This window comes from Vibrio sp. 10N.237.312.B06 (assembly GCF_041464685.1).
Lineage (GTDB): Bacteria > Pseudomonadota > Gammaproteobacteria > Enterobacterales > Vibrionaceae > Vibrio > Vibrio tasmaniensis_A.
This window is the reverse complement of the sequence record NZ_JBFSPI010000093.1, coordinates 1-19,590: the sequence shown is the minus strand read 5'-3', so window position 1 is coordinate 19,590 and position 19,590 is coordinate 1. Positions and strand designations below refer to the sequence as shown.

Sequence of the window (19,590 nt, the reverse complement as noted above, 5' to 3'; positions counted from 1 at the left end):
CCCAGCCAAATATCCGTTCAGGTTCAAGCAATAATGCTTATCCGAACGGCATTAAGTCTCAAAGACTGGCCTTTATTAATGCGCGTTGTTGACTCACTATTTGAGCTGTGGAGCAGTTCAATTAGTGAGAAATTAGAAATTCCCCCGCTGGGTCAACAATCACTTTGTCACTCATGCCTTGACGACCAAGCAGCATCATATAAGTCATATCTTGACGGTTGCTTAGCGTGATATCGATAGGCCATTCCTGACCGCCGATTTTTAGCATGGTTTCAATCACACAACGGTGTTCAACTTCGCCGTTCGATGATTTGATTCTTTTACTTGTTTTCAGTTTCGCTTTGCAGCGCACTGTCTCTTCTAGGTGGTAAACGTCTGGGTGAAGATCGAATTCAACGAAGTTCTCACCGTCTGTTTTTACACATAGTAGATTGTCTACGTGTAGAGAAGAGGTTTTAGCCCCTGTATCAACACGTGTATGTAGTCCAGTTATCCCTAACTCTGGTAAGCAAAGTGCTTCTGTATTCCCTATGATCATTTTATTGTTCATGTCATTTCCAATCATGAGTTAACGGCGTTAAATCAGCCTTTGCCACGAGTACGGTTAGCGTTTGGTTTTGCATTTTTTTCGATGAATTCGAAAATCATGTCTGCTACATCTTTGCCCGTCGCTTTCTCAATACCTTCTAGGCCAGGAGAAGAGTTAACTTCCATTACAACAGGGCCATTCTTAGATTGTAGAATATCAACACCACATAGGTTTAAACCCATGATTTTCGCAGCATTGATTGCTGTAGCGCGCTCTTCTTTGGTTAGTTTAACCAGTTGAGCTGTACCGCCACGGTGCAGGTTAGAGCGGAATTCACCCTCACCAGCCTGACGCTTCATCGCTGCAATTACTTTGTTGCCAACAACAAAACAACGGATGTCTGCGCCATTTGCTTCTTCAATGAACTCTTGAACCAAGATGTTCGCTTTTAGGCCCATGAATGCTTCGATAACGCTTTCTGCTGCTTTGTTTGTTTCAGCTAGAACCACACCGATACCTTGAGTACCTTCAAGAAGCTTGATAACCAGTGGCGCGCCACCTACGTTTTTGATCAAGTCTTGAATCTTGTCTGGGCGGCTAGCGAAACCTGTTTTTGGTAAGCCAATACCTTTGCGAGACAACAGTTGTAGTGACCGCAGTTTGTCGCGAGAACGACTGATTGCAACTGACTCATTGATACAAAAAGTGCCCATCATTTCGAATTGGCGAACAACCGCAGTTCCGTAAAAGGTAATGGAAGCGCCAATACGTGGAATAACAGCATCGTATTGAGGTAGCTCTTCACCCATGTAGCGAATCTTCGGATTGTTACTCGCAATATCTATATCACAGTGCAGCGTGTCGATAACATCGACCTGGTGACCACGTGCTTCTCCAGCCGCTTTTAAGCGAGAAGTAGAGTATAGATTTTCGTTGCGAGAAAGAATTGCGATACGCATGGCGTTTCCTTAGTTAATACCTGATTGGTAACTGCAAATAAATTAGTTGTTAGCTGAGCTTTCAGTTTTTCTGAGGCTCCTTGCTTGCTTCGGGGCGAACCTTAAGGCTTTTCGTTTAACTAAGAAAACGAATTAAATTTGTCGAGTCGACAACAGAAATTTATCGAATGCGTGAGCGATTGGTACAACTAGGTTGAGAGGGGGTTTGGAATGGAAAAGCGAGTTGAGACCAAACTCATATTGGGGGTAGGAGCATATTAGGTTGTACTCAACTCGCGTTAACTCGGTGCTTAAAAGTGTACTAATAACGCCAGTTACATAGCTCTATAAGTGTTCGTAGTGCTTCTCTTTCGAGCTTGCTACAGGTGCTTTTTAGCTTATTAAGATAGTATTTTCTCATGATGATTACTTCTCTTGTATTAGGCTTTGGTGGGAACTCAAAGTTCCTTGCTGACCCATTAATTATGGCCATTTAACAGGAAGTAATAAACAGACTGTTTTTTGGTAAGTTGTTCCTGTTTTTGTCTTTTATCGTCACTTAAAGACAAATGTGTTTTATAATCGGCTTTATGAGGAAGGGTTGTTTCTAAAAGGTTCATTATTTGTCTGATCTAAACATGATGCGTTACTACACTCGGCTGGATTCGTTCGAGCCAAACATCTCACATTCGGTGACTTTGACTGAGGTGGCAGACAAGCTGTTTACCAGTTTGCGCCATGCACGAACCTTACTCGGCAAGATGCATCAAGCTGAATGGGTGGTGTGGGAGCCAAAAGTCGGCAGGAATCAACGTTCTAACCTGACATTGCGCTTTAGCAATCAACAACTGACTCAACATGTTGCCAGCAAGCTGATAGAGCAGGGTAAGTACGAAAAAGCGCTCTCTATTTTGGATGATGACCGCGCAGTGTTTGGCTCTCTTCTCCAAGAAACATCCGGTGCGACGATGCGCGAAGGGTTACTGCACGTCCAATTAACCTACAAACGTAAGTTCGAAGACCTGTTTCCGCATCATATTCATCGTAGTAGTGAGCGATTTTTGATCAGGCAAGTGTTCAGTTGTTTAGTGACTTGTAATGGCAAAGGCGAGTTGAAGCCTGAACTGGCGCATCATTGGCAATATGATGCTGAAAAGCTCGTTTGGACTTTTTATCTGCGCCCGGGACTTACTTTCCATGACGGGCAACCTGTGGATGCTAAGCAATTAGTTTCGATGTTTTCTGCGTTGCAAACCTTACCTTTCTATCAGACAGAGCTCGCCCATGTCGCTACGGTTTACAGTGAACAGCCATTGAGGATCAGCTTTCAACTCACCAAAGCAGATACCGGCTTTGCTGGTTTACTTGCTGGCGTTAAATATTCGATTCAACCCGCAGCGCAAGTCACCCGTGAACCGTCTCCATTAAGTTCTGTGTCCCATGCTGTTATTGGAACCGGCCCATTTAAAGTGGTTGAGACCAACAATGAACGAATCAAGCTCGCCGCATTTGAGCACTATTATGGTTGTCGCTCGTTAACTGATGAGGTGACCATCTGGCAGTTTGAGGAATCAATGACGGGCACTGCTCGTTTCGATGATAGCCAAATGCACGTATCGCCTTATGAAGATTCTTCTTGCTTCCATCAGTTAGGGAAAAGCGATGCGGAACTTGTTTCAGCAGACACAGACGGCCTTCGTAGCCGAGTCGAGGATGGGTGTTTGTTTATCCTCTTCAATCAGAACTCAGCGGCTAGCCCACTAAATAATGAGCAGCGCAAATACCTTTCAGAACTGACCAACCCACAAGAGATTTTGTCTCAGTTGGAACATAACAAGGGTCTGTTTAGTGTCTCTTTAGCTCAAAATATACTGCCAAGTTGGCAGAAATTGTATCGAACGCCTTCGAAAGAGGCACAACTGCCGGAAAAGATGAGTATTGCGGTTTACGACTATTATGCGTTGTATCGATGTGCGATTTGCGTATCCGATATACTCAAACGATATGGTGTGGACGTTGAGGTGAACTCCTACAGTTTTCGAGAGTTGGCTCAGCTCTCTCAGAGTGGCGAGTTAAAGGAGGATCTGGTGCTGTGTAACCTAAATCTCGATGACAATGCCCCGTCTTCGCTGTTTTCGTGGATGATGAATGATCCTGTTTTGCACTCTGCTTTAGGAGAGATGAACAGTGACTGGCTCAAGCAGCGCTTGGATAGTCATAAAGCATCCGTGGAACTGCCTAATTACTTGGCAGAGTTAGAACCCATCGCGTCTACTCTGATCTCAGATTATTGGTTAGTGCCTATGTTCCATCACTTACAGACCGTTCGTTTCCAAGGGATTCTGAAAAACGTAGCCATCACCAACTGGGGATGGCCAGATTTCAAGAATGTATGGTCTGCTGATTAACCTTTCTTACTAGCTAAATAACTAAGTTAACTCGTTGCCAAAGTTGGTTTTTCCAAAATCGACTTTGACACGCTTACGTCTAGATAAATTAAAAATTACACTCATTGGTTTACTTTTTGGTTTTGACATGTAAACTAGTCGGTGTAGTTTATGTGTTGGGCTTATCTCAACCGATGAAGAGATACCAATGAAAAAATATCTATTACCGATTTTAGGAGTACTTGCCGTGGTCGCTATCGTAAGCACAGGTTCACAATCAAACGACAATCTAGATAAGCTTCCAAAGAAGTTTGCTAACAGTGAGTTGGAATACAAATCGGGTATGTCTGATATTTTTTCAATCTTGAAAGCATACGTGACAGTGGAAAGAAACGAGCCAGGGCCGCGTGCTGCATTGCCTTTGATTCCAATGACAGCTGAGCAATTGATCGAAGAACAAGACGACGTTGCTTACCGCTTAGGTCACTCCAGTGTGATGATGAAACTGGATGGGAAGCTAGTGATGACTGACCCTGTGTTCAGTGATCGTGCATCACCCGTGCAATGGATGGGGCCAAAACGTTTTCATCCGACACCAATCACCCTGCAAGACCTACCCGATATTGATGTGGTGGTGATCAGCCACGATCACTACGACCATTTAGACAAAGGCGCTGTTAAGGTGCTCGCTGACAAAGTGGGGATGTTCTTAGTGCCATTAAGAGTGGGCGCACTATTGGAAAAGTGGGGCGTGGATAAAGAGAAGATCATTGAATTGAACTGGTGGGAATCGGCAACAGCCTCAGACATTGAGTTCACGTTAACGCCGACACAGCACTTCTCTGGACGTGGCTTGCTTGATCGTGACCAAACACTGTGGGGTAGCTGGGTTATTAACGCTTCCGACAAAAAAGTCTTCTTTAGCGGTGACTCTGGTTACTTCAAGGGCTTTAAAGAGATTGGCGACCGTTTTGGGCCGTTTGATTTAACCATGGTTGAAACGGGCGCGTATAATTCTCTTTGGGCGGATATTCATATGTTCCCAGAACAGAGTGTTCAGGCGCACATTGATCTGCAAGGTAAGGTGATGATGCCAATCCACAACAGTACCTTCGACCTTTCTATGCATGATTGGCAAGACCCAATGGAACAAGCACTGGCGATAAGCAAAGAGCGAGATGTACAAATGGTAAGCCCAGTGATGGGTGAACGTTTGGTGATTTCAGAACCAGTACCTGTTCAAGCATGGTGGAAACTGTAATTGGATACCTACCCACAAGCTATAAATTTCAGTATTATAAAGCCCTATAATTTCAGGGTGATAAGACATGCAAAGTAAGTTTAGACAAGCGGCAAAGGAGTTACTAAGCTACCGAGTTGCTGGTATGAAAGCAGCGCGAATGAGTGATCAATTTCGCCCGAACAACCTTGAAGATTCTTTACACATTCAAGCATCAATGGTTGACCTTCACCGCAGTAAAGTCGGTGGTTGGAAATGCCTGTTGCCATTGAGCGAAGAGAAGTTGATCGTTGCGCCTATTTTCGAAGATAGCGTTCAGTTTGGTTCTGAATGCGAGGCTTTTTCGGATAACGGAGTAGTTCGTATTGAACCTGAAATTGCTTTTGTCTTGGCCAAGCCTTTACCAGCAAATTCCAATGGTTACACTGAAGAGCAAGTTAATGAGGCTATCGGTTCGTGTCGCATGGCTTTAGAGCTTATTCAATCCCGCTTTGCCGATGATAGTGGCGTAGAGTTCTATGAAGTGTTGGCCGATGGCTTAGCTAATCAAGGTTTGTTTCTTGGCCCTGAGCTTAGTAAAGAGAGCGCTTTTGCAGCGGCGAACTTTGAGATTGCTATTACTCAAGATGAGAAAGTGCAAGCCTTCACTGGTAAGCACCCAAACTCACTACCACAAACTCCTATCTATTGGCTGATTAACACCATGACTCAACGCGGTGTTAGCTTCGAAGCGGGGGAGGCCATTATTACCGGGTCATATTGTGGTGTTGTTGAAGTCGAATTCGATAAACTAACGACAGTACGTTATGACGAGCTGGGCGAATATGAAGTGATATTTAAACAAAAGTTATAAAGTTTTCTGCTTACATGATCTGTTCTCGAAAGGCTATTTACTGGTTAGTAAGTAGCCTTTTCTATTATGTGATGTTCAATGATGTGCTTATTACTTTGCATTAAATTGGGCGTTTAGACGTCTAGACGTTGACAAGCCTTAAGTGTGACATTAGTCTGTTCATCTTCCTGTTCTATTGCGTTGATGTTCCATGTCCAATTCAAAAAATTCTAATGCTGTAATTGCACCTTCTGCAGTTGCGCTTATCCCTCTGATCGTGTTCCTAGCGCTGTTTATTGGCGTAGGTACGTACTTGTCACTGCAAGGCGTCGATTTTGCTTTCTATCAGCTTCCAGCTCCGATTGCGGCTTTGCCTGCAGTGATGCTAGCGTTGTTGCTAAGCAAAGATAAATTGAACCGTGCTATCGAACAGTTCTTAGGTGGAGTAGGTCACAAAGACATTATCGCAATGTGTATGATCTACCTATTGGCGGGTGCTTTTGCGGCTGTAGCTAAAGCGTCAGGCGGCGTTGACGCAACCGTAAACCTTGGGCTGTCGGCGATTCCGACAAGCATGATTTTACCGGGTATCTTCCTTATTTCTGCTTTCATTGCGACCGCAATGGGTACGTCGATGGGTACCATCGCTGCGGTTGCCCCTGTTGCGCTAGGTATTGCTGACTCAGCTGGCATGAGTATTCCTCTGACTGCTGGTGTGGTGCTAAGTGGCGCGATGTTTGGTGACAACCTTTCAATCATCTCTGATACCACGATTGCGGCGACTCGTTCACAAGGCTGTGAGATGAGAGACAAGTTTAAAGAGAACATCCGCATTGCACTTCCTGCTGCATTGATAGCGATTGTCATCTTTGCTTTCAATAGCACGGCAACTCAAGTGCCTGAAACAGGCTCAATTGAGTGGCTCAAAGTTCTGCCGTACATCACTATTCTGATTCTTGCGGTATCGGGCATGAATGTATTCGTCGTGCTGACCATTGGTATCTTGCTAGCGGGTGGCGTGAGTTTAGGTTCTATTGAGAACTACGGTATGACGGATTACGCTCAAGATATCTATGCAGGTTTTGGCAACATGCAGGAGATTTTCTTACTGTCGATGCTGATTGGTGGTTTGAGTGAGCTAATGCGTCGTCAAGGTGGATTAGCGTTCCTAACTAACCTTGTAAGCGGTCTGATTCGTGCGTTTGGTTCTTCCCACTCTAAGCAAGCGAATGGCCGTGCGAGTGAGCTAGGTATTGCTGGCTTGGTATCTATGGTGAACCTATGTACGGCAAACAATACGGTAGCAATCATTGTTTCTGGTAGTGTGGCTCGCCAATTGGCGGAAGAGAACAATGTGTCTCCACGTCGCTCAGCAAGCTTGTTGGATATTTTCTCTTGTGTGATTCAAGGCGTATTGCCTTACGGTGCGCAGGTATTGCTATTAGGTTCGGTATTTAACCTATCGCCTTTGGAAATCGTGTCTAACTCATACTACTGTTTTGCACTTGCAATCGTGGCTGTAGTCGCTGTGTTTATCAAACACCCAGCGCGCCAAGTGGCTAACGCTTAATAGCAACTGACCAAACTTAGTTATCACTGATTTTGATAATAAAGGCTCCTGACTAGGAGTCTTTATTATATATGGCGAATGAATTACCATGAGTTCAAGTTATCATCGATACTTATTGAGCTATCGACGCTATATACTCTGTTATTAAAATGGAACTTTAATGCTCGCCATTCCCCTGCCATTTGTTGCTGCTCTGTTGTTATTTATCACGGCTGTTTTGCTTCGATATCGTTACCCACAAACAAGCCAAAAACCGTTTTGGTTTATTATGTTGTGTGCGTTGATGATTACTGTCGTTGGGCTACGTTGGACGTTTGATATTGCACTGTTCCGTTTCTTACAACCGGTTCTAGGGGCAAGTGTACCGGTGGCTGCATGGCTCTGCTTTGCGGGAGTTCATAGAAGTAAACCTTTGTCTCTTTTGCATTGCTTAGGCCCAGTGGTTGTTCTGGTTGGCTCCTTTTCTTATTCGTATATTTGGGATGGAACGATTGATCTATTGTTGATCTCGTTGTACCTCGGCTATGGCTGCTTGTTGTTGAAGTCATCGTTTAACTTTCCAGAGCACGTCAGGCTGAGTGATGTATCGAATGTTTTGTATGCAGAGCGTACGGCTGGTATAGCCTTACTGTTTTCAGCTCTCGTGGATAGCATTATCTCGTATGATATTTTGCTGCTCAACGCACAACACACAGACTTGATCCTATCTATTAGCTACTTAGTTCTTATTCCTGCGATTGTTGGGACTGTGATTGTTGTCAGCACCAGTACGTCTCCGATTCAGGAACAAAACCAACAGCAGAGTGAACTGACAACACCAAGCTATTCTCCTGAAGACATTGATGTATCTGCGGTATCGTCGACAAGCTTAAAAGTCGATGAAGAAGTCCCGCAAATCGTCGCTAAGTTTGATGCATTAATGAAGGATCATCAGGTGTTCAAAGATCCTGATTTGTCCCTCAATCGAGTGGCGAGAAAGCTAGGTATCCCAGCTCGAAAAATATCGTCTGCGGTTAATCAAACTCACCACCAGAACATTTCAAAGGTGATTAACACCTATCGAATTGAGCATGCTAAGACTCTCCTGAAGCAAAGTGATGAAGCGATAACTGACATCTTTCTTAGTTCGGGCTTTCAGACCAAGTCCAATTTCAATCGAGAGTTTTCAAGGATAACTGGGCAAACTCCGAGTGAGTATCGAAGTTCGCCACAAGTGTTAGATTGAGTGTGTTTGCTTTCCGTTTATCAGTTCAGAAAACTAACAATGTCGTTTAAGAACAATTGATGCAGCCTGTCGCGTGATGTACTAACGCCATCTTTACAGATAATGCCATCGCCTGGCACTTCTTCTTCAAGTATTGGTATTGCCCCAGGTTTGCAGCTTTGAATGAAGCTGAAATGGGTAGCGCTTTCATAGACCTTATAACGTCTTAAATTAAGAGGCATGTGCTCAGCAATGTAGCCAGACTCTAATGCCTGAGGTAGATCTCCCCCAATATCGATTCCAGCTGCGAGTATTAAGGTTGGCACTGTGATGTCATTTAAGCTGCCGACTGAGAAGCTGCGAGCAAGCCCCAGATCAAGGCTAACTACACGTTGAATTCGAGGGTCTGAAAGGTCTTTATTGCTTGGCTCTTGGGCTTGGACTTTGGATAGCCCTAACTCCACAGCGAGTCCACAAATTCGTGGGTTCGGGTATACCAAACAATTAGCCTCAAAGGTTGGTCTATCCAGTTTAGCTCCAGCCAGTTGCATTACAGTCCAGCCACCTAGAGAGTGCCCGATTGCGGTAACATTTTCAGCGTTAGCAAATTGCTTCCACTGGGTTTGGGATAACAAGTAGTCCAGAATGCGTGACATATCTTGTGGTCTCTCCCACCATTTCGCTGCTTGCTTCGGGGATTGGTCGAAAGAAGTGGTTCCCGGATGGTCAGTGGCCGCTACGATGTAGCCACGACTCGCAAGTTCGGTCGCCAACCAGTTTTGGTTTCGCCAGTTTCCTCGGTAACCGTGTGATAACAGTACTACTGGAAAAGTGCCGGATTGAATCTCTCCATCTTTGATGACTTGCGTGCCGATGAAGGCTGGGTTATCGCCAATCAAGGTTGTGTCTGATGCATCTAGTGTGGGATACCAAATGGCAGTGTTTAGCGGGCGATTAGGATCGTCAGTTAAGGTGACTTGAGTGAACCCGACATCGGAAGCGATGGCTGAACTGCAAAGGAAAAGTAGGGATGTGAACAGTAAACGTGTCCATTTCATGGTTTGAACTCCAATTTAGGTGATTGGAGCCAATATGCGCTAAAGTCAGTGAATGCGAGACCTCAAACACGATCGAGGACGCCCTAAATCGTGTTTCATTACCGAATTTTCGGCTCAGTTTTAGGTTATCTACGTCTTGGACGTTTTTCTACCAACCCGTTTCGCTCTAAGCCACGTCTAACGCTGCTGCATAGCTTACCAAAGCGACGCAGCTCTTCGAAGTTAGGGCCTTGACCAATTGAAATGCTGTGTTCCCAATACATCAACTCACTGTCGACCATCTCCAGTAGTTTCTTAGAACAACCAGAGCAGTTTCCTTTCGGTCCACAGATAAACGTCTCCGACTCGTAAAGAGGGAGTTCGTTTTTAACTTCTTCAATTAGATTGAGCATTGCCGAGTTTAAGTCTGGCTTTTTGTTTGTGAGTGGTTTCAAGCTTAGTGCTTGCGAAGCGATCACGGAAGAAGTCGTTGTGTTGGGTTGTATATTCAAAGCAGCTGATGACATATCAAAGGCCTCAAGGAAAGAAGAAGAGGCGCATGCTACTCCTCACAACAAAGTGGACCTTGATGTAGTGCAATAAGCGTGGTGAATTATCCGAAAGGGGTAGGAGAAAGAGGGAGTCAGAGTCACAAATGGTTTGTGACTCTGGTTTATCTCCTAGGCTCAACGCAGAAAATAGGCTTAACGCAGAAAGTAGTCTTAACGCTTAGAATTCGGCGTCGAACTGGAACTCCATCCACTCTTTGGTGACTGGGTGGTGCAGTGCTAGCCTTTCTGCGTGTAGGTGCAGTCGGTCGGCTTTATTGCCATATAGGCCATCACCGACGATAGGCATGTTAAGGCCTTCTTCGTGTGAACAGTGAACACGCAACTGGTGCGTACGCCCTGTTTTAGGGTGCAGGTAAACCTTAGTAGTTTGCTCGTTTCGCTCAATCACTTCCCATTTGGTTTCCGCAGGCTTGCCGTGTTCGAAGCAGACAATCTGACGAGGACGGTCATACAAATCACCACGCAATGGCAGTCGAACATAACCTTCATCTTGCTCTAAAACGCCTTCTATCATTGCCACGTAACGCTTCTCAACTTCACGAGTAATGAACTGCTTCTGTAGGCTTTTGTTCGCACGTCGTGTAAGCGCAAATATTAGAATGCCAGAGGTCGCCATATCCAAGCGGTGGATAACAAATGGCCCTTCAACATCGGGATGCATTTCTTGAACACGAGTGTAGGCCGAATCTTTTATGGTTTTACCCGGTACGGATAGAAAACCTGCTGGTTTGTGTACCACAACGATGTGATCGTCTTGGAACAGGATATCGAGGTCTTTGCCTTCTGCTGGGTTCTCTAGCAATGGGTTGGGATCGACTTCCAAGCCTTTCATCATATGGCCTAAAATCGGTACACACTTACTTTGGCAAGACGCGTAGTATTTCTTGTGCTTACGGATTTCCGATTTCGGTGAACGACCCCACCAAAATTCAGCCAATGCCAGCGGTGTGTAACCGTTCAAATACGCGTATTGCAGCAGCTTGGGAGCGGCACATTCGCCAGAACCCGCTGGTGGTATCTTGTTTGGGGTGTCTTCAAAGATCTGGTTCAGATCCTCAATGTTTCCTTCCGCATTTTGGAAAGCGTATTGTGAAAACAACTTGTGTTGAAGCTGATGAGAAAGGTGTGCTCTTTGCTCTTTTAGCTCAGCTAATTGATTAGTGAAAACATCAACTTTAGCCTGCAACACTTGCAGCGTCTGTTCCCAGTTGAGTTTTAGGTATTTCTGCTGGTTCTTGTCGGCAACACTGGCTTTGTTTAGCTCGTTATTTAGCTGTTCGAAGGCTTGCTCATCAAGGTTTTCTTTACATTGTTCGCGTTGTTCTTTACGTGTTTTTCGGCCTTCTATAATTAATAAACGCTGAGCTTCAATCTCTTGTTCAGCTTGTGCTTTTTGTTGTGCCAGTTGCTCGCACAGTTCAAGGTAATCAGCGTTTGCTTGCAGCGCTTTAAATTTCGCATTCACAGCCATCATGTCGGCCGTGTCTTGATGGAAAAAGCTGTCGCTACTCAACATGTCGAATACGGGCGGAACAAAGTGATGCAGTAGGTTTTGGTCGGCGATTTTTCCAGAGAAAGCAGAGAAGTAACCAAGCTCACCTTCAGGGCTTTTCACCAGTAACACACCAAACATTTTGCCGCGACCTGCGTCAGAATCTAAGCCGAAGTCATGTTGCCAATCGGTTTGCGTTTCTAGATATTGTTGAAGCTGATGAGAGGCGATTTCACACAGTGGATGCGGTTCATAATAGAACGGGAATGTGAAACGCTCAGGCAACGAATATGACTCGATCGGCTGTTGAAAACGAGTGAAGCAATGCTCAGGAGTATGGCTGTTTTCTGAGTCGTGCGTTGGTTTTGATGAGTGCATAGTCGTATTAATACTTATATCGTGGTGATAAATGGTTGTGAGTCTACTGTGTATGTTTAAAGGTTTTAAACACAGTACAAGGCGGCGATTCTACTCTTTATCGAAAAGCGCCTCAAATAAGAAATGGTTCTATTACTGGATAGCTAAGCGAGACGGTTAACACGGAACCCATGAGTTATGGCTTGAACTTCATTAATTGATGAGTAACTTCTCGTTTTTAATCATAGAAGGTAACTTCACAAACGAAGGGTGGTAGCCTTGCCGCCCTCTTATGAAAACTAAGGTAACGTTATGATTCCACTCAATACTTCGATTGTCTCCGGTGTCGCTCTTTCAGAGATCGACGGACAAATGAAAATGCTACTAATGAAGCGTGTAAAGGGCGAGTTTTGGTGTCACGTCGCAGGCTCGATTGAAGCGGGTGAAACAGGCTGGCAGGCTATCGTGCGCGAGTTTGAAGAAGAGACCCAAATTAAAATGGAAGCTTTGTATAACGCGCAGTTTCTGGAGCAGTTTTACGAGGCTCACGTTAATGTGATTCAGCTAATCCCTCTGTTTGCGGTGCTATGCCCACCCAACCAAGCGATTGAACTGAATGACGAACATACAGAGTACCGCTGGTGCGATTTAGAGGAAGCGAAAGCACTTGCGCCGTTCCCCAACCAACATGCCGTCTACGATCATATTTGGTCGTATTTTGTCGATAAGCCAGCCAATCCGCTTTACCGAGTGAAATTGAATTAGCACTGGCTGTTTAAGATCTAGGACTTACCAAGATACGGGGTTAAAAAGGCGTTTACCTGTTCTTGGCATAACCCTACATCGACTTTCACGCCGTGCGACTCGAGTATCGCCACACCACGACCATTATTGCGAGGGTCAGGGTCTAGCATCGCCACTACTACGTGTTTTACACCTGCTTTAACCAATGTACTGGCGCAAGCGGGTGTTCTGCCAACAAATGAACATGGCTCTAAAGTTACGTAAGCGGTAACGCCTTCCATTTCTCCATCCGTTTCGCAGTCATAGCCATTCAGTGCTTCAACCTCGGCATGATTCCCACCGACCTTTTGCGTATATCCAACAGACACCACCTTATCATTTTTCACCAAAACACAACCCACAGGCGGGTTTGGTTGGCAATCGGGTAGGGCTTGGCGCGAAGCTTCAAGAGCTTGCAGCATATATTGTTGGTTCATGGTCGTTACTCAGTATGACGAGAGCGCGCAGCAGTTAGTCGCCAGGCGCGGTTAATGAGCTGGTTAGTCACTAACTTACTAAGCTAATAAGCTAATAAGCTAACAAGTGGGGGCATGTTCGATCTGATTGGACTTTTAGTCAATGGTTTTCATTTTGAATCCAGCTGAGCGACACAGTCTAAAACCTGCATTCGTAAGGGATCTTGTTTGATCAACGTGACGATGTGGTTGGCTAGCGGACGTATCATTATGATGTCGGAACGTCGGTGACTTGGTAATGACGTGTCACGTTCTTGGAGGTTTCACCCCATTCAGACGTTTTTACTCGCTGTTGGTGCGCTTCAAACGCCTCACGGCTAGTGAATTCTTCATACACTTCAAAACGATTAGGTTGAAGTGAGCTTTGACTGACTCGAAACACGATACAACCGGGTTCTGAGAGTGTGAGTTCCTTATGAACAGCCAGCGCTTGTGTGACGGCTTCTAGGTCGTTGTCTGGCACAAGAATATGCCCTTGTAGAATGACTTTACTCATGATCACGTCCATTTGATTTTATCCATTACTGTCTTTTTCTATTAAAAGCTCTTCCGTTACAAACATAATCCCATTTTGAGTTTGTGTCGTATAGGCCTGTGTGAATAAAAAATAGTCAATACAAAAAGCACGCAAGTTACAGCGTAACTTTAATTGGAAGGGAGACAAGTATTACGCGAGAAAGGCCAGTTAATGGTAGGAGTAGGAAAGACAAATTATTGGGAACTAAATCTGTGTTAGTCCGGTCTATTAAATACGTATCACTGAACTGTATTGATACTGAAATGAATTTGTCATCTGAGAGAACTAACCTTAATTTTGAACAGCGGCTCATAGGATTGAATTGAGCCATAGTTGATAACTAGGTCATACTTTGATGTAAATGGTACTCGAAACTCTATATATTTTGTGACTTGTATCATTGATCTGGCCATCAAACACCGTTAGATTCGAATGGTAGGCAATAAAAATAGCTCATGAAGAGCAGATAAAGAAAAGGAAATATCCCTTATGAAAAAAATGAGAAGAGCACAGCTTCATCGCGTTCGCATCCAATACTGGAAAGACACAGCGAAAGAAGCTTCAAAGAAATAAGCTTTAAATCGTAAAGCTTTAAAAAAGCTGAACAGCTTAATCAAATGTAAAACGCAACAAACCGATTTCAATAGCACTCTCAAGGACCTTCATCTGGTCAGCGACTAAAGAAATCATCCCCCCAAAGAGCTGGCAGGCATTAACAGTAATGCAATTCAATGTCAGCTCATTAATACCTCCTAGTTTATCTTTACTTCACTCAGTACTCAGCTCTCTGAAGCAAAACCAAAACTAACCACCAATCCGTACCTTTGCCTCTATCACGAAAACCGTTGTTAGAATTCAAAGCACCTAACAATAAAAAGCTCCCGATTTCTCAGAAGCTTTGATTTAGATTTTGATATCTGATTTGATTACCCGTTGAGGGCTCAGAATAAGTGACTCTATCGTTGGAACAACGTCTTCAAGCTCACATCGTCCGTTCTATTTAGCTTTAGGCTCAGCAGACAGCCGCCAACACCAATCAGTACATAAATACCCAAAGACAAAACCGGCGCTTCTGCAATCGCACTGAATGGGTTGCTCGCCGTTAGTACCTTTATTGGTAGTGATGCGATGAGAGAGAAGAAGTCATTGATGCCATAGAATCCAAATACGGCGACCGAGAGTAACTTAATCGCATAGCTTGAGATAAAAATGACAAGCAGTGGAGAATTCACTAACTGCGAAATTGCCAGGGTAACGGTTGCTAGTGGCAATAAAACCAGTGCAACTAACATCATTCGCCCAAAGAATACCAACCAATTGCTCAGCACATAAAACAGTGATTGCTGCTCTACTATCAATGCCAATTGTTGTTCGCTTGAGACGTTCAATATCCAGAATAGGAAGTCAGCGAATAGAACTAATAGCGCGCAGATAGCCGGAATAACCACTAGACCGAAGCCTAGCTTCACGCCGTGAGTCATGGCATTGGATACTGGCATGCTTCTCCAAAACATCGAACTGCCTTCTTGGCGCTCTTTACGCAGTGTTTTAGGGATGTAAAGCGTCGAAAGTATGAGTGAAATAAGGCCAGCACCAAAGTAGATCACTGAGTTGAGGTCTTGTGCGAACTCTCTGTGTATGTCGCTTACGTCACCATTCACTTCCATTTGGAAGAAAAACTCATGCTGCGCTGCGCCATTGAAAAACAAACTAACGAACAGCAAGAAACCACATAACGCGATAAACAGAGGCAATCGAGTGTTAATTTTGTGCTCGATCAGTTCTTTTTCTAGCATATAAAAAGTTGGGTGCATTATGCCTTCTCCGTCTGTGTTGCAAGGAATAGGTCTGCGAGACCAACGTTGTAGATGTTACCCAATGATTCAACTTGCGCTTTGTATTGACCTTCCAATAACCACTTAGTGGTTCCTAGCCCTGGCTGTGAGGTCAGTGGATTGAGTTTCTGAATTTCGCTTGAGTGGTTGTTTGCGACATCGATAATGAAATAGTCGTTCTCGATGTCTTCCATGCTCTTTTGCAGCACACAATGGCCTTGTTTTAGAATCAATACGTCCGTTAATAGGTGTTCAATTTCTGAAACCTCATGGCTGGCAATGATCATCGCGCGTTCGCCGTCATGGAACCACTCTAGGAGGTGGCGATAAAAAGTATCGCGGTAGAGCAGATCTAGACCTAGCGTTGGCTCATCTAAGATCAACACTTGAGTGTCGGTCGCGATAATGATTGCAAGGTGAAGTTGTACCTTCATCCCTTTAGAAAGCTGTTTGATCGTTGAAGACAGCTTAATGTTGGTGCTACTTAACGTCTGTTCTGCTTTTTGCTTGTTGAAGCTTGGGTGCACGCCTTGGGTGTATCGAAGCAGTTGTTTAACGGTCATCCACTCGGGTAGCACATTAACATCTGAAATGTACGACAGGTGCAACATGAGTTCTGCATGCTGGTGGATAGGGTGATAGCCGTTAACTTCTATCTCACCTTGATAGCTGTGTCCGCCAAGCAGTGATTTGATCAGAGTCGATTTCCCTGCGCCATTGTGGCCTAGCAGACCAAGCACTTGCCCCGGTTTTAACTCAAAGTTGATGTTCTCGACACCCACTTGATTTGAATAGGTTTTGGTTACGTTTTTCACTGAAAGTAAAGTACTCATGACTTGTCCTTTATATGTTGTTCTAGCTGTTTCACGAGTTCTTCGACACTCATATCAATGATGCCTAGCGTCTCAGCGATGGCTGGGATCTGTGTGTTGATGAATGATTGATGTGCGGACTCTTTCAATTTTTGAAGTGCCCCTTCTGCGACATACATACCTTGGCCGCGTTTTTTCTCTACCAAGCCTTCATCCACCAGTAACTGGTAGCTTTTCATGACAGTAAGGTGGTTGATCTTGAGATCGGCGGCAACCGCACGCACAGAGGGCAGTGCTTGTTGCTCTAACCAAACACCTTGAAGAATTTGGTCACTGATCTTTGCCGCTAGCTGCCTAAAGATCGGTTGGTCGTCTTTCCATTCGGTCATTATTAAAACTGCATGGTGATATATATGTGTATAACACTAAACTTTTTATTCAGATTGGCAAGGTTTTTATAAAAATGAAGAGTATATTTTTATGTTTGAGAGAAATGTATTGGGTTATGAGAACGCTTGAAGCCTACTTCCTTGTGGGCTCTCAAGTCGTTGTATGATCAATGGCAATTAAACAAGAAAAGGGAGGTCATCAATATTTAAATGAGGTGGTAGATAATTACTCCTCCGAGTGACTAGGTCTACTGTACAGATAACCTTGATGTAGGTTGTAGCCTAACTGACATAAGATATATTGCTGCCTGCGCGTCTCGACACCTTCATAAATCATCGTGATGTTTGATAAGCGTCCAATCTCCGATATATTAAGCAATACTCCTTGATGATAATCTCCTGACTCAATGTCTTTAACAAAACAACGATCCAGTTTTAGGTAGGTCGGAGAGATAGCACTAATTATTTCAATGTTGTTGTTACCTGTACCAAAGTCGTCTAGCGCGATGGTGATTCCAAGATCTTTGATCATTTTGATGTTGTCGATGACCTCATAGCCATAGCCAATGTTTGAATACTCTGTTATTTCTACGACAAACTCATTCGCTTCCATCGTGACTAAATGCTCTTTGAGCTTTGTAAAGTTAGATTCCACCAACGCACTCGGGCACACATTGACACCGTAGATATCATGGCTATTGTCTAACTTCGCTTTTTTTACTGTTTCAATGATTAAAATAGTATGAAAGGTCAACAAATTAGTACGTCTCATGGTGTTGATGAAACTCAGAACGCCTACGTTACGCACTCTAGACAATAACTCGTAATATAAAACGCTATTGTCGTCAGTGTTGATTATGGGCTCTTCCTCGAAGGATATGTGTCGCCAACGAAGCAGGTAAATGCCAAAGCCAAGAATATATGAGCGATAAAGTAGCGTGGCGATCACCAGAGAAAAAATGACCCACAGAAGCACAATATCATCACTGTAGAAAGTGATGGTTGCACCGGTTGGAAGTGGGGCTTGATAAATAGGCTGACTGTTTTCGCCTAGATTTAATATGTAGTGACCATTTTTTTGTATGGAAACTGAATCAACCAAAAGAGGGAGTAATGAGTTCTTATATCTAGCTTCAATAGACCATTTAGAAATACGCGCAATGAGTTCGATGTCCTCTTTGGGGCCTGAGAAGTGTGAATAAGCAAAATCTAGGCTATCGTCAAAGTTTTCAATTTGGTCTAGTTCAACCATTTTTGATTGTGTTTTGGATATGTAGCATGAACCATAAGGCGTTGTCATCAAAACAGAATCAAGGTTAAGTGAGTGCCTCAATGCGTACACTGCAACTTCGCTATCACAGCCATAGTTCATTACTTCCTCTACTATTTGCTTTGCGTTTTTACTGTATTCATCTGCAATTTTCGTTGTATAAAGGATTTGGAAGAAGTAGACAACGAACAAAAAAAATGAAGAAACGGTACAAACGGCTATAAAGCCTCTGAGCAACTCTTTTTGGTAAGTGTTGAGCATCAGCTTCAACATCTCGATATGGCTGAGCTTGAATTGGTTGATGTTGTATTTTGGTGTTATACGGTTGGTTGTACTTTTATCTAGGTCGATAAAATAACCAACCTTATAAATGTTCGAGATAAGTTCACTATTATTGTTAATTTTGGCTTTCTTACACAGATTCCTATAATTTTTTATTATCGAAGCAATAATGTTCTTTAAAGCGTACAAGCTGAACTCTTCATCGAAGTGTAATTTAAATGACATTTCAACATCTCTAGCAGATTGAGGGTTTGATATCGATGAATGCTCAATAAGATATTTAAAAACAAAACTTTCTTTACTATTAAGACTTTCCTCTGATATCTTATTACTGTTCCTTTTTATGTATATTTTTTCTTCATTATAAATTAATTGCAAGCTCTCATAGTTATTGTTTATATTGAAAGAACAATGCATAGCTTAACTCCTAAGCGATAGTTATTATATTTACGTGATTGATATGTGATGCTGAGATTTTCATTCAACCTAAGAGTCCTTTCTAAATAACATAACTAAAATGTCACTATTTCTCTCAAGATGTTGATACTAATCGCAGAATTTTGGGGTCAATAACAGGTTATAGAGATGTTCACCCAAAACTTGAATTTATAAATAAAAGTTGATGATTTACAAGGGGTAAAGTGGATTTATCCATTTATTTTGGCATTTATCCATTTCTAGGGGCTGGATTTTTACTTTTTGTCTTGTTCTGTAATTTTTGTCATTCCCTCTTTGGAAAGCTAATTTGGCTTTTGGTTTTATATGATTAAATTATTTATATGTCAGATCGCCCGGTTTTTTATGATTATCTCGATATGGTTTATTTATTGTTAATTTTGAGAATATAGTTTTATTTTCTATGTTAATTTGTATTGCACTTATTTTTACTTCTGTAGTTGGACTGTTTCTATAAGGATGGCTTGATTTTATTTTTATGTCATTTAAGTTTATGTAAATAAAGGAAATAAACTCAAGATTACCCGATTTATAAGAAAGGTAATATCTAGTATCATTGGCTTTGTTGCGTAATTAAGTTTAGAGATAGAGCCACCCCGTTTCGCGTATTTC

Annotated in this window: 17 protein-coding genes and 1 pseudogene; 6 read left to right on the top strand and 12 right to left on the bottom strand. The window is 43.3% G+C overall.

Going from position 1 to position 19,590, the window contains the following annotated elements; translation table 11 throughout:
* Window positions 1-121 precede the first annotated feature (121 nt).
* The gene (locus tag AB6C75_RS19595; RefSeq protein WP_102250231.1) at window positions 122-550 is read right to left on the bottom strand and encodes a RimK/LysX family protein; all 429 of its coding nucleotides are present in this window, start codon (window positions 548-550) and stop codon (window positions 122-124) included.
* Between the two features lie 32 nt (window positions 551-582).
* Entirely contained in the window at window positions 583-1,488 is a 906-nt protein-coding gene (gene rimK, locus AB6C75_RS19590) for a 30S ribosomal protein S6--L-glutamate ligase (RefSeq protein WP_019824669.1), read from the bottom strand.
* Window positions 1,489-2,090: 602 nt separating this feature from the next.
* Here rimK and AB6C75_RS19585 point away from each other — a divergent pair.
* The 5 genes from AB6C75_RS19585 to AB6C75_RS19565 all read left to right on the top strand — a co-directional run bounded on the left by AB6C75_RS19585 (window position 2,091) and on the right by AB6C75_RS19565 (window position 8,721).
* A complete protein-coding gene (locus AB6C75_RS19585; RefSeq protein ID WP_372108821.1) occupies window positions 2,091-3,875 on the top strand; it encodes an SgrR family transcriptional regulator in 1,785 nt (594 codons plus the stop codon).
* A gap of 187 nt (window positions 3,876-4,062) precedes the next feature.
* The gene (locus tag AB6C75_RS19580) at window positions 4,063-5,115 is read left to right on the top strand and encodes an MBL fold metallo-hydrolase (protein ID WP_372108819.1); all 1,053 of its coding nucleotides are present in this window, start codon (window positions 4,063-4,065) and stop codon (window positions 5,113-5,115) included.
* Between the two features lie 67 nt (window positions 5,116-5,182).
* Entirely contained in the window at window positions 5,183-5,947 is a 765-nt protein-coding gene (locus AB6C75_RS19575; RefSeq protein ID WP_372086998.1) for a fumarylacetoacetate hydrolase family protein, read from the top strand.
* 190 nt (window positions 5,948-6,137) lie between these two features.
* Window positions 6,138-7,496, top strand: coding sequence for a Na+/H+ antiporter NhaC family protein (locus AB6C75_RS19570; RefSeq protein WP_372108818.1), 1,359 nt, complete (start codon window positions 6,138-6,140; stop codon window positions 7,494-7,496).
* A gap of 160 nt (window positions 7,497-7,656) precedes the next feature.
* Window positions 7,657-8,721: a helix-turn-helix domain-containing protein gene (locus AB6C75_RS19565; protein ID WP_372108816.1), complete on the top strand. Its 1,065-nt coding sequence runs from the start codon at window positions 7,657-7,659 to the stop codon at window positions 8,719-8,721.
* Between the two features lie 20 nt (window positions 8,722-8,741).
* Here AB6C75_RS19565 and AB6C75_RS19560 read toward each other — a convergent pair whose 3' ends face one another.
* The 3 genes from AB6C75_RS19560 to AB6C75_RS19550 all read right to left on the bottom strand — a co-directional run bounded on the left by AB6C75_RS19560 (window position 8,742) and on the right by AB6C75_RS19550 (window position 12,179).
* Window positions 8,742-9,758: an alpha/beta hydrolase family protein gene (locus AB6C75_RS19560; RefSeq protein ID WP_372108814.1), complete on the bottom strand. Its 1,017-nt coding sequence runs from the start codon at window positions 9,756-9,758 to the stop codon at window positions 8,742-8,744.
* Between the two features lie 125 nt (window positions 9,759-9,883).
* Window positions 9,884-10,264 (bottom strand): hypothetical protein, encoded by a 381-nt coding sequence (locus tag AB6C75_RS19555; protein ID WP_372108812.1) that lies wholly within the window; start codon window positions 10,262-10,264, stop codon window positions 9,884-9,886.
* Window positions 10,265-10,466: 202 nt separating this feature from the next.
* Window positions 10,467-12,179 carry a pseudouridine synthase gene (locus tag AB6C75_RS19550; RefSeq protein WP_372108810.1) on the bottom strand — a complete coding sequence of 571 codons (1,713 nt, stop codon included), beginning with the start codon at window positions 12,177-12,179 and terminating at the stop codon, window positions 10,467-10,469.
* 291 nt (window positions 12,180-12,470) lie between these two features.
* Here AB6C75_RS19550 and AB6C75_RS19545 point away from each other — a divergent pair, with 291 nt between their 5' ends.
* Window positions 12,471-12,923 carry an NUDIX pyrophosphatase gene (locus AB6C75_RS19545; protein ID WP_372108808.1) on the top strand — a complete coding sequence of 151 codons (453 nt, stop codon included), beginning with the start codon at window positions 12,471-12,473 and terminating at the stop codon, window positions 12,921-12,923.
* 17 nt (window positions 12,924-12,940) lie between these two features.
* Here the strand turns inward: AB6C75_RS19545 and AB6C75_RS19540 are convergent, their stop codons facing one another.
* From AB6C75_RS19540 to AB6C75_RS19510, 7 genes and pseudogenes are all read right to left on the bottom strand, one after another.
* Window positions 12,941-13,378 (bottom strand): bifunctional diaminohydroxyphosphoribosylaminopyrimidine deaminase/5-amino-6-(5-phosphoribosylamino)uracil reductase RibD, encoded by a 438-nt coding sequence (locus tag AB6C75_RS19540; protein ID WP_009844742.1) that lies wholly within the window; start codon window positions 13,376-13,378, stop codon window positions 12,941-12,943.
* Window positions 13,379-13,539: 161 nt separating this feature from the next.
* A pseudogene (locus AB6C75_RS19535) lies at window positions 13,540-13,626 on the bottom strand (nitrate reductase); the annotation flags it as partial.
* Window positions 13,626-13,913, bottom strand: a complete 288-nt coding sequence (locus AB6C75_RS19530; protein ID WP_372108806.1) for a putative quinol monooxygenase — start codon at window positions 13,911-13,913, stop codon at window positions 13,626-13,628. The gene AB6C75_RS19530 and the pseudogene AB6C75_RS19535, both read right to left, overlap by 1 nt.
* Before the next feature lie 977 nt (window positions 13,914-14,890).
* Window positions 14,891-15,748: a hypothetical protein gene (locus AB6C75_RS19525; RefSeq protein WP_372108804.1), complete on the bottom strand. Its 858-nt coding sequence runs from the start codon at window positions 15,746-15,748 to the stop codon at window positions 14,891-14,893.
* The gene (locus tag AB6C75_RS19520) at window positions 15,748-16,602 is read right to left on the bottom strand and encodes an ABC transporter ATP-binding protein (protein ID WP_372108802.1); all 855 of its coding nucleotides are present in this window, start codon (window positions 16,600-16,602) and stop codon (window positions 15,748-15,750) included. Before AB6C75_RS19520 ends, AB6C75_RS19525 begins: the two co-directional genes overlap by 1 nt.
* Window positions 16,599-16,970 (bottom strand): GntR family transcriptional regulator, encoded by a 372-nt coding sequence (locus AB6C75_RS19515; RefSeq protein ID WP_012601023.1) that lies wholly within the window; start codon window positions 16,968-16,970, stop codon window positions 16,599-16,601. Before AB6C75_RS19515 ends, AB6C75_RS19520 begins: the two co-directional genes overlap by 4 nt.
* Window positions 16,971-17,196: 226 nt before the next feature.
* Window positions 17,197-18,939, bottom strand: coding sequence for an EAL domain-containing protein (locus AB6C75_RS19510; RefSeq protein WP_372108800.1), 1,743 nt, complete (start codon window positions 18,937-18,939; stop codon window positions 17,197-17,199).
* Window positions 18,940-19,590: the final 651 nt, after the last annotated feature.